The following is an 11,604-nucleotide window of genomic DNA, read 5'->3' on the forward strand; positions in this document are numbered from 1 at the left end:
AAACGAGGCCCATTGATAACGGATATAGAGAAGATTAGGCCAACTGGCTGATACGCGCCAACTGCTCAAAATAGTCCGGGAAGGTCTTGGCGGTACACTTCGGATCAAGAATGGTCACCGGCGTATCGGACAGCGCCACCAGCGAGAAGCACATCGCCATACGGTGATCGTTGTACGTGCCGATCTCCGCGAACTGCAGCTTGCTTGGCGGTACGACGTGAATGTAATCCTCACCTTCATCCACTTCGGCGCCAACTTTGCGTAGTTCTGCTGCCATCGCCGCCAGACGGTCGGTTTCTTTGACCCGCCAGTTGTAGATATTGCGGATGGTGGTCGGCCCGGTCGCGAACAGCGCGGTGGTGGCAATGGTCATCGCCGCATCTGGAATATGGTTCATGTCCATATCGATGCCTTTGAGCTCACCGCGGCTACACTCGATAAAGTCATCGCCCCAGGTGATGCGCGCACCCATTTTTTCCAGCACGTCGGCAAATTTGGTATCGCCCTGTACGCTTTTCTTACCGATACCGGTGACACGCACCGTGCCGCCCTTAATCGCCGCAGCGGCCAGGAAATAGGATGCCGAAGAGGCATCGCCTTCCACCAGATAGTCACCTGGCGAACGGTAAGTCTGCTGCCCACGAATATGGAACACGCGATAGTTATCGTGCGTGACTTCAACACCGAAAGTACTCATCAGGTGCAGGGTAATATCGATATAAGGTTTGGAAACCAGCTCACCCAAAATATGGATAGCGGTGTCTTGGGCCGCCAACGGTGCCATCATCAGCAAGGCGGTCAGGAACTGGCTGGATACGCTGCCGTCGACGCTGACATCGCCGCCGCGGAAACCGCCACGCAGGCGCACAGGTGGATAATCGGTTTGTTCAAGGTAATCAATTTGCGCCCCGCCCTGGCGTAAGGCATCCACCAGATGGCCGATCGGGCGCTCTTTCATGCGTGGTTCGCCGGTCAACACCACGTCGCCCTCTCCCAGGCACAGTGCCGCCGCTAATGGACGCATTGCCGTACCGGCATTACCGAGGAACAGCTCCAACGGCTGCGTGGCAACCAACGGGCCAGCGTTGCCCTCAACGGAACAGGTGGTGCGATCGTCGGAGAGCTGGTAACTCACCCCCAGCGCCTGCAAGGCATTCAGCATATGACGCACGTCGTCGCTGTCCAGCAGGTTGGTCAGCCGGGTCGTTCCCCGCGCCAGCGCAGCCAGTAGCAAAGCCCGATTGGATACGCTCTTGGAGCCGGGTAAGTTGACGGTGCCATCGACCAAAGCAACCGGTTGTAACGTCAGGGAATCCACCATGTGAACAAAACTCTCCAGAATCTGATAAACGAAACGGCCCCGGGATAATGCCGGAGCCGCTTTAATGCAAAAGGACAACAGCGGTACGACCGCCCGTTCAATACGGGCGGTGGCAATCAGCCATGGCGGCGTTCAAAGTCGACCATAAAGTCGGTCAGGGTCTTCACGCCGGCCAGCGGCATCGCATTATAGATGGAAGCACGCATGCCGCCTACTACGCGGTGGCCCTTCAGCGCCTGTAGGCCAATGGCTTCTGCTTCGCTCAGGAACACTTTATCCAGCGCAGGATCGGCAAGCTGGAACGGCACGTTCATCCAGGAGCGGTTGGCAACGGCCACGCGGCTACGGTAGAAGTCCGACCGATCGATGGTGCTATACAGCAACTCGGCCTTGGCCTGGTTACGCTTTTGCATTTCCACCAGGCCGCCCTGCTCTTTCAGCCATTTGAATACCAGGCCAGACAGATACCAGGCGAAGGTTGGCGGCGTGTTGAACATCGAGTCATTTTCTGCCAACACGGTGTAATCCAGGATCGACGGGACTTCACGGCGTGCTTTACCCAGCAGGTCATCACGCACGATCACCAGCGTCAGGCCAGCGGGACCGATGTTTTTCTGTGCGCCCGCATAGATAACGCCGAAACGGCTGACGTCCAACGGACGGGAAAGGATGGTCGAAGAGTAATCGCCAATCACCACTTTATCGCCAAAGTCTGGCGTTTCATCAATGGCCACGCCGTCGATGGTTTCGTTCGGGCAATAGTGGACGTAAGCCGCGTTATCGCTCAGCTGCCACTCTTTCATTGGCTTGATGCCGCTTAAGCCGTCAACGGTGGTTTTAACGTCAATCACCTTTGGCTGGCAGTATTTTTCCGCTTCGGTGATCGCGCTGTGCGCCCAGTAGCCGCCATCGATATAGTCGGCAGTGGTGTTATCACCCAACAGGTTCAGTGGCAACGCGGCGAATTGTGCGCGGGCACCGCCGTGGCAGAACAGCACTTTATAGTTGGCGGGGACTTTCAGCAGATCGCGCAGATCCTGTTCGGACTGTTCGGCGACGGCGATGAATTCTTTACTGCGATGGCTGATTTCCATCACCGAAGTGCCAAGACCGTGCCAGTTGCACAGCTCTTGTTCCGCACGACGCAATACTTCAACCGGCAGCATCGCCGGGCCTGAGCTAAAATTATAAACCTGAGTCATTTCCCCTCACCACATTCACTGTGCGCCGTAAAATCCGGCTTTCGACATATGCCCGAAGTTAACGCTGATGTTAACCAACTCTATCGGTTTTATCACTCACGTAACCCGGCTGCAATGCTTATTGTTCCAAGGGTGGGAAACTGGCGAGACCGCAAATAACAGGCTCTGCGGCCTCAGGGTTTATTTGTACCATAAAACGCTGTGACACTGGCGTATTCAGCGGGTTAACGCGGTTTTTTGTGCTGTATTCAGCTTACCCGGCTATGGGACAAGGCGGCGATCCATTTACGGTTGCCACAGCGTGGGCAGTCGTGTTCGGGTGATGGCGTCAAGGTGGAGATCAGGCTACACATGCCGCAGGCATAATCCCCCGCCACATCAATCTCTACCACGCTTTTGACGCATTTTTCCGGTAACACCGGTAACCCGGGCCGTACCTGCTCATCCGGGTAGAAATAGACCGATATGGTGCCGTTTACCTCCAGGATAGCCAGTCTCACCTGCCCGAGATGCTCAACACCGGCCTGACGGAGTTCCATAAAGAACTCATCGTGTGTGATATTTTCCCGGCACAGGATGTCCCAATCGAACAGCCCCTCGCTGACCAGAATCAGCGGTTCGCCTTCCATCCAGGTCTGGAGTTTTTGAAAGCGATCCATCAGCCAGGTGGAAAAGCGGTACATCACCATCATACAAACAAACACCATCAGCACCGGTAGCAAAGGAACATCGTGATAAAACGCGACGTCACCAGCGGCAGACCCCAGCGTCAGGATGATCAGCACTTCAAACAGCGACATTTGGCGTACGCCACGCCGCCCGGTCATTTTCAAGAAGATAAACACCAGCAAAAAAGTGAACAGGCAGCGTAGCGCCACCTCGGCCAGGAACTCTGGCGTGGTCTCGTCAAATGCCATTCTTTGGATATCAAATGCCTGCATGAAATCGTTCCTGTGAAAAGTGATTTCCTACAGCATAGTCTGGGCGGGGAAAATGGGGGCATTACGCCCCCACTTGATTCAGGGATCAATACTGGTTAAACATCGCCTGGATCTGTTTGGCGTCTTTGGTTTGAGTTAATGCCAGCTGCAGCAGAATTCTCGCTTTTTGCGGATTCAGCGTTCCAGCTGCCACAAAACCGAGTTTAGTATCATCCACTTCCGCATCTTCGGTGGTGGAGCCGGTAGGCACGCGGGAGGAACGCACTACCGCTACGCCGTTATGGGCCGCCGTGGCCAGCGTATCAAACACGGTTTTATACAGGTTGCCGTTACCCACCCCGGCGCTGACGATCCCTTGATAACCTTCGGCGATCAGCGCCTTGGCTGGCGCGTCGGACGCGTTGGCATAGCTATAGATAATACCGACCGTCGGCAGCGTACTCATCTGGTCGACGTTAAACGGCGTTTCGCTGGTGTGCTTGCGCTGTGGCGAACGTTGGTAGTCGATTTTGCCGTTGTGGATGTACCCCAGCGGGCCAAAGTTAGGCGACTGGAAAGTCTGTACACCGGTGGTATTGGTTTTGGTCACGTCGCGGCCATCGAGCACCGTATCATTCATCACCACCAGCACGCCACGCTTGGCCGATTGAGGGTCTGCGGCTGTGACAACTGCGTTATACAAGTTAAATGGACCATCGGCACTCATGGCCGTTGCCGGACGCATCGCCCCCACGATCACTACCGGCTTATCGCACTTGACGGTGAGATCCAGGAAATAGGCGGTCTCCTCCAGCGTGTCGGTACCGTGGGTGATCACGAAGCCATCAGTTTTGGCACAGTCCGCATTGATTTTCTTGACCAGCTTGAGCCAGACTTCGTCATTCATATCCTGCGAACCGATGTTGACCACCTGCTCGCCCTGCACGTTGGCAACCTTTTTCAACTCCGGCACGGCATCTACCAGCGCTTCAACACCCAGTTTACCTGCGGTGTAGTTAGACTTGGTGGCCGAGTCGCCGCCGCCAGCGATAGTGCCGCCGGTGGCCAGCAAGGTGATAGTAGGTAACGCCAGTGCCGAACCACAAACCCCGGATAACAGTAGTGCCAATACGCTAAGTTTCACTGATTTCATTACGTTTCTCCGTTATTGATAACCCGCTGAATTATCGTCTTTATCCACATAATTACTGTGACATCCGATCGGCTTTCGGAATACGTGGAGCTTGAGAACAAAACCCCGTATCATTGCGCGTTTTTAGTACGCCATATAAGTGAAGACAATGACGCAAACTTTTATTCCTGGCAAAGACGCTGCGCTGGAAGACTCCATCGCCCGTTTTCAGCAGAAATTAACCGATCTGGGTTTCAATATCGAAGAAGCCTCCTGGCTGAATCCGGTGCCACACGTCTGGTCAGTGCATATCCGCGATCGCGATTGCCCGCTGTGCTTCACCAACGGTAAGGGTGCCAGCAAAAAGGCCGCGCTGGCTTCCGCGCTGGGCGAGTATTTCGAGCGCCTGTCGACCAACTATTTCTTCGCCGATTTCTATTTGGGCCAACAGATTGCCGAAGGCGATTTCGTTCACTATCCCAATGAGAAATGGTTCCCGATCCCGGCTGACAATTCACTGCCAAAAGGCATCCTGGATGAGCGCACGCACGCTTTCTACGATCCGGAGCAGGAACTGACAGCCAGCGATCTGATCGATCTGCAGTCTGGCAATAGCGATCGTGGCATCTGCGCTCTGCCATTCACCCGCCAGTCGGATCAGCAGACCGTTTATATTCCGATGAACATCATCGGCAATCTGTATGTATCTAACGGCATGTCCGCTGGCAATACCGCCAACGAAGCGCGGGTTCAGGGCCTCTCCGAGGTGTTCGAGCGTTATGTGAAAAACCGCATCATCGCCGAGTCCATCAGCCTGCCGGAAATCCCGAGCGAAGTGCTGAACCGCTATCCTGACGTGGTTGAAGCGATCGCCAAGCTGGAGGCCGAAGGCTTCCCGATCCTCTCTTATGATGCCTCGTTAGGCGGCAACTACCCGGTGATCTGCGTGGTGTTGTTCAACCCCGCCAACGGCACCTGCTTTGCCTCCTTTGGTGCTCACCCCGACTTCGGAGTCGCGCTGGAGCGTACCGTTACCGAGCTGCTGCAAGGCCGCGGCTTGAAAGATCTGGATGTGTTTACCGCCCCAACCTTCGACGACGAAGAAGTGGCCGAGCATGCCAACCTGGAAACTCACTTCATCGATTCCAGCGGTTTGATCTCTTGGGATCTGTTCAAACAGGATGCCGACTATCCGTTTGTCGACTGGAGTTTCAGCGGCAGCACGCAGGAAGAGTTCGCCACCCTGATGAGCATCTTTAATAAAGAAGATGCCGAAGTGTACATCGCCGATTACGAGCACCTGGACGTGTACGCCTGCCGCATCATCGTACCGGGGATGTCCGACATCTATCCGGCAGAGGATCTGCTGCTGGCAAACAACAGCATGGGCGCACACCTGCGTGAAACCCTGCTGCAACTGCCGGGCAGCGAGTGGGAGCCGGAAGAGTACCTGGCTCTGATCCAGCAGTTGGATGATGAAGGGCTGGACGACTTCACCCGCGTACGTGAATTGCTGGGCATTGCCTCTGGTAAAGACAACGCCTGGTACACCCTGCGCGTTGGCGAACTGAAATCCATGCTGGCATTGGCCGGTGGCGATCTCGAGCAGGCACTGATCTGGGCCGAGTGGACGCAGGAGTTCAACGCCTCGCTGTTTACCCCGGAGCGCAGCAACTACTATCGTTGCCTGCAGACGTTGCTGCTGTTGGCGCTGGAGCCAGAACGCGACCCTGCCCAATATCACACGGCCTTCGTGAAGATGTATGGTCAGGATGCGGTTGACGCAGCCTCTGCGGCCATGAGCGGCGAAGAGCGCTTCAACGGCCTGTTTGCCATCGACGGTGAATTGAAAGCCCTACCGGCTCATCAAGCGCTGTTGGCGGCTTACGAAAAGCTGCAAACTGCCAAACGCCGTCACTGGGCGCAGGCATAGGCCTGATGATACGCCGGTAGAACCTTACCGGCGTTACTCCCAAAGAAGCAGTCTCGATTTGCTTGCCGATCAAAAAACAGGCAAACCCTGGCGTTGAATGTTTTTATCAAAAGCGCACTTATCGGCCAACAGGATAATTAAATCGCCAATTGTTACGCCAGCGTGAAATATTAATTAACCAGCAATTAATGCTTATTCATCAAAAAGCGACAATAAGTACAAAAATTTAACTCTTCCCTGCCCAAAACGGCGACAACTTCAAAATTTTTTGTAAACATTAAAAAATATTTTTTACTTTAAAATCAATAATATAACTCAATAAACCCTACTAATTTTGCGGTTTTAAGCCGTTTTACTTCCGCGCGTTATGATCCAAGTCAATTTTTACCCTATACTGCTTTGCTAGTATCTCAGTGTGTTGTAATAACCCTTAAGAGCGAGAGTTAGTGTGAGAGCTGACAACCCCTTCGATATGCTGTTACCTGCCGCGATGGCGAAAGTTGCCGAGGATGCGGGGGTTTATAAAGCCACCAAGCATCCGCTGACGACTTTTTATTTAGCGATCACCGCAGGTGTGTTCATTTCTATCGCCTTTGTTTTTTATATCACAGCGACCACCGGCACCGCCGCCATTCCTTTCGGCCTCGCCAAGCTGGTGGGTGGTATCTGCTTCTCCATGGGGTTAATGCTGGTCGTCGTCTGCGGGGCAGACCTGTTTACCTCCACCGTACTGACCGTGATTGCCAAAGCCAGCGGGCGTATTACCTGGGGGCAACTGGCTCTTAACTGGTTAAACGTCTATATTGGCAACCTGATTGGTGCCCTGTTCTTCGTTGCTCTGATCTGGTTCTCAGGCGAGTATATGGCGGCCAATGGCCTGTGGGGTTTGAACGTATTGCAAACCGCCGACCATAAACTGCACCACACCTTTATCGAAGCCGTCTGTCTGGGCATCCTGGCTAACCTGATGGTTTGCCTGGCCGTCTGGATGAGCTACTCCGGCCGCAGCCTGATGGACAAGATGTTCGCCATGATCCTGCCGGTAGCCATGTTCGTTGCCAGCGGCTTTGAGCACAGTATCGCCAACATGTTTATGATCCCTATGGGTATAGTGGTTAAGCACTTTGCCACGCCAGAGTTTTGGCAAGCCGTGGGGGCAGCACCCGAGCAATTCGCTCATCTGACCGTAAGCAACTTTATCATCGACAACCTGATCCCCGTCACCATCGGTAACATCATTGGCGGTGGTCTGCTGGTTGGGTTGACTTACTGGGTAATTTATCTGCGTGGCGGCAAACAGAATCACTAATCTGTTGGCTGGCACGGCGCCGGGTTTACAAAGAAATCCACATTAGAAGGTAGGTGTATAATGACCGAACTTAACGAGAAGTTAGCGACCGCTTGGCAAGGTTTCAGCGAAGGTGACTGGCAGAAAGAAGTCAACGTACGTGACTTCATCCAGAAAAACTACACTCCTTACGAGGGTGATGAATCCTTCCTGGCTGGCGCAAGTCAAGCCACTACCACTCTGTGGGACAAGGTTATGGAAGGGATCAAACTGGAAAACCGCACCCATGCGCCAGTTGATTTCGATACCAACGTCGTCTCCACCGTGACTTCTCATGATGCGGGCTATATCAACAAAGATCTGGAAACCATCGTTGGTTTGCAGACCGATGCTCCTCTGAAACGCGCGCTGATCCCATTCGGCGGCATCAAGATGGTTGAAGGTTCATGCAAGGTTTATGGCCGTGAACTGGATCCACAAGTGAAGAAAGTGTTCACCGAATACCGCAAAACCCACAACCAGGGCGTATTCGATGTTTACACCAAAGACATCCTGAACTGCCGTAAGTCTGGCGTGTTGACCGGTCTGCCAGATGCGTATGGCCGTGGTCGTATCATCGGTGACTACCGTCGCGTTGCGTTGTACGGTATCGACTTCCTGATGGCCGACAAGCTGAACCAGTTCAAGTCTCTGCAGACCCGTCTGGAAAATGGCGAAGATCTGGAAATGACCATCCAGCTGCGCGAAGAAATTGCTGAACAGCACCGTGCCCTGGCTCAGATTAAAGAAATGGCGGCCAAATACGGCTACGACATTTCTGGCCCAGCCAGCACCGCTCAAGAAGCCGTACAGTGGACCTACTTCGGCTACCTGGCCGCGGTGAAATCCCAGAACGGTGCAGCCATGTCCTTCGGCCGCGTTTCGACCTTCCTGGACGTGTTCATTGAGCGCGATATCAAGGCCGGTAAACTGACCGAACTGCAGGCGCAGGAACTGATCGACCACCTGGTCATGAAACTGCGTATGGTTCGCTTCCTGCGTACTCCTGAGTATGATGAGCTGTTCTCTGGTGACCCAATCTGGGCAACAGAATCCCTGGCAGGTATGGGTGTTGATGGTCGTACGCTGGTTACCAAAAACAGCTTCCGCTTCCTGAACACGCTGTACACCATGGGGCCATCTCCAGAGCCAAACATGACCATCCTGTGGTCTGAAAAACTGCCGTTGAACTTCAAAAAATACGCCGCGAAAGTGTCTATCGACACCTCCTCCGTACAGTATGAAAACGACGACCTGATGCGCCCAGACTTCAACAACGATGACTATGCCATCGCCTGTTGCGTCAGCCCGATGATTGTCGGTAAGCAAATGCAGTTCTTCGGTGCGCGTGCCAACCTGGCGAAAACCATGTTGTACGCAATCAACGGCGGCGTTGATGAAAAACTGAAAATGCAGGTTGGCCCGAAAGAAGCCCCAATGATGGACACCGTACTGGACTATGACAAAGTCATGGAACGTATGGACCACTTCATGGACTGGCTGGCCAAGCAGTATGTGACCTCGTTGAACATCATTCACTACATGCACGACAAGTACAGCTATGAAGCTGCGCTGATGGCTCTGCATGACCGTGATGTTTATCGCACCATGGCTTGTGGTATCGCGGGTCTGTCCGTAGCAGCCGACTCCCTGTCTGCCATCAAGTACGCCAAAGTATCCACCATCCGTGACGAAGACGGCCTGGCTGTCGACTTCAAAATCGAAGGTGAATACCCGCAGTTCGGTAACAACGATTCTCGCGTAGATGACATCGCTTGCGACCTGGTAGAACGTTTCATGAAGAAAATTCAGAAACTGCGTACCTACCGTAATGCGGTACCAACTCAGTCCGTGCTGACCATCACCTCTAACGTGGTTTATGGTAAGAAAACCGGTAACACCCCAGATGGCCGTCGTGCTGGCGCTCCATTTGGTCCAGGTGCCAACCCAATGCACGGCCGCGATCAGAAAGGTGCTGTAGCCTCTCTGACCTCCGTAGCCAAACTGCCGTTTGCCTATGCGAAAGATGGTATCTCTTACACCTTCTCCATCGTGCCTAACGCGTTGGGTAAAGATGACGACGTGCGTAAAGCCAACCTGGCGGGTCTGATGGATGGTTACTTCCACCACGAAGCGTCCATCGAAGGCGGTCAGCACCTGAACGTGAACGTGATGAACCGTGAAATGCTGCTGGACGCGATGGAAAACCCTGAGAAATATCCTCAGCTGACCATCCGCGTATCGGGTTACGCAGTGCGCTTCAACTCGTTGACTAAAGAACAGCAACAAGACGTGATTACTCGTACTTTCACCCAGTCGATCTAATCGCGGTTTCTCCGGGGCGGATCGCACTGCCCCGCTGAACAAGTGTTACCAAGGCCGGATATTCCGGCCTTTTTACTAAGTACCCCCTGACTCTGGTCTTGAGTCTGTTTTGCCAGGTATCTACGCTGCTGCTTAGCCGGTGATAGGTATATACTGCATGGATATCTGGCAAAACAGTGAACCGGTACGTAACCGGCCAACAGGAATCGTTTTACCTGGCGCCTTTTTTCGCCACATCGTTGATCCCTGCCTGGCGGTTACCAGCCTATTGTAGACTGCGTTTGACAGTCGATTTTGGAGAAACCCGCAATGTCCTTGAAAGGCCGCATCCACTCTTTCGAATCCTGTGGCACCGTTGATGGCCCTGGTATCCGCTTTATCGTGTTCTTCCAGGGTTGCCTGATGCGCTGCCTGTACTGCCATAACCGCGATACCTGGGACACCCACGGCGGCAAAGAGGTCACGGTTGAAGAGCTGATGACCGATACCGTGGCCTACCGTCACTTTATGAACGCTTCCGGCGGCGGCGTAACGGCGTCCGGCGGCGAAGCGATCCTGCAGGCCGAATTTGTTCGCGACTGGTTCCGCGCCTGTCACAAGGAAGGGATCAGCACCTGTCTGGACACCAACGGTTTTGTCCGCCGTTACGACCCGGTGATCGATGAGCTGCTGGATACCACCGATCTGGTGATGCTCGATCTGAAACAGATGAATGACGATATTCACCAGAACCTGGTGGGCGTTTCCAACCATCGCACGCTGGAGTTTGCCCGTTATCTGGCCAAGCGTAATCAACGCACCTGGATCCGCTACGTGGTGGTGCCGGGCTGGTCTGATGATGATAAATCGACGCATCTGCTCGGTGAGTTTACCAAGGATATGACCAATATCGAGAAGATCGAACTGCTGCCTTACCACGAACTAGGCAAGCACAAATGGATCGCGATGGGTGAAGAGTACAAGCTGGACGGCGTGCATCCGCCGAAGGCCGACACCATGGATCGCGTGAAGGGGATCCTGGAAAGCTACGGCCACAAAGTGATCTATTAAGCTCCCACAGATGCCCTATCCTTCTTCCTGTTAGCGGTCTCTTGATCAGGCCCCCTGCTCAAGAGACTTCGCAACATTGCGGTTGAACTGCTTCTTTGCAAAATGAAATTAATAAATAACACTTAACAAAAAAGAGGTTACAGGGAAGATGCTGGTCTTTTAAAGATTAACCAGACTTAAATATCGATTATTATAATAATTACAGATAATTAGCTTACTCACTTACCTGCCACAGTTTGATTTCCGCATAGATTAAATTACTTTCCCCCCACCTATCTTTACTTATTCATAAGGTAAATTTACATATTACCTGCTTAGTATAACTGCGTCGTTCACGCCAAACATCAGCAATTCTGGTAGAAACGACGGTGGTTTACGCGTCAGCGCTGAATTC

The 11,604-nt window shown here is 53.4% G+C and carries 8 protein-coding genes; 4 read left to right on the forward strand and 4 right to left on the reverse strand.

Going from position 1 to position 11,604, the window contains the following annotated elements:
- Nucleotides 1-34: 34 nt before the first annotated feature.
- The 4 genes from aroA to ansB all read right to left on the reverse strand — a co-directional run bounded on the left by aroA (nt 35) and on the right by ansB (nt 4,596).
- Nucleotides 35-1,321: a 3-phosphoshikimate 1-carboxyvinyltransferase gene (aroA, locus tag ACX9GU_RS17200; RefSeq protein WP_473192330.1), complete on the reverse strand. Its 1,287-nt coding sequence runs from the start codon at nt 1,319-1,321 to the stop codon at nt 35-37.
- Nucleotides 1,322-1,437: 116 nt separating this feature from the next.
- Entirely contained in the window at nt 1,438-2,523 is a 1,086-nt protein-coding gene (serC, locus tag ACX9GU_RS17205) for a 3-phosphoserine/phosphohydroxythreonine transaminase (protein ID WP_473192331.1), read from the reverse strand.
- A gap of 248 nt (nt 2,524-2,771) precedes the next feature.
- Entirely contained in the window at nt 2,772-3,464 is a 693-nt protein-coding gene (locus tag ACX9GU_RS17210) for a DUF421 domain-containing protein (protein ID WP_473192332.1), read from the reverse strand.
- Between the two features lie 85 nt (nt 3,465-3,549).
- Nucleotides 3,550-4,596: an L-asparaginase 2 gene (gene ansB, locus ACX9GU_RS17215; protein ID WP_473192333.1), complete on the reverse strand. Its 1,047-nt coding sequence runs from the start codon at nt 4,594-4,596 to the stop codon at nt 3,550-3,552.
- Between the two features lie 148 nt (nt 4,597-4,744).
- On the opposite strand from ansB, the gene ycaO reads away from it, so the two are divergent.
- The 4 genes from ycaO to pflA all read left to right on the forward strand — a co-directional run bounded on the left by ycaO (nt 4,745) and on the right by pflA (nt 11,210).
- Entirely contained in the window at nt 4,745-6,508 is a 1,764-nt protein-coding gene (gene ycaO, locus ACX9GU_RS17220) for a 30S ribosomal protein S12 methylthiotransferase accessory factor YcaO (RefSeq protein ID WP_473192334.1), read from the forward strand.
- 448 nt (nt 6,509-6,956) lie between these two features.
- On the forward strand, nt 6,957-7,817 hold the full coding sequence (focA, locus tag ACX9GU_RS17225) for a formate transporter FocA (RefSeq protein WP_024484609.1): 861 nt from the start codon (nt 6,957-6,959) through the stop codon (nt 7,815-7,817).
- Nucleotides 7,818-7,877: 60 nt separating this feature from the next.
- Nucleotides 7,878-10,160 carry a formate C-acetyltransferase gene (gene pflB, locus ACX9GU_RS17230; RefSeq protein WP_024484610.1) on the forward strand — a complete coding sequence of 761 codons (2,283 nt, stop codon included), beginning with the start codon at nt 7,878-7,880 and terminating at the stop codon, nt 10,158-10,160.
- Between the two features lie 309 nt (nt 10,161-10,469).
- The gene (gene pflA / locus ACX9GU_RS17235) at nt 10,470-11,210 is read left to right on the forward strand and encodes a pyruvate formate lyase 1-activating protein (protein ID WP_024484611.1); all 741 of its coding nucleotides are present in this window, start codon (nt 10,470-10,472) and stop codon (nt 11,208-11,210) included.
- Nucleotides 11,211-11,604 lie beyond the last annotated feature (394 nt).

It is taken from the genome of Serratia sp. K1WW1 (genome assembly GCF_055790865.1).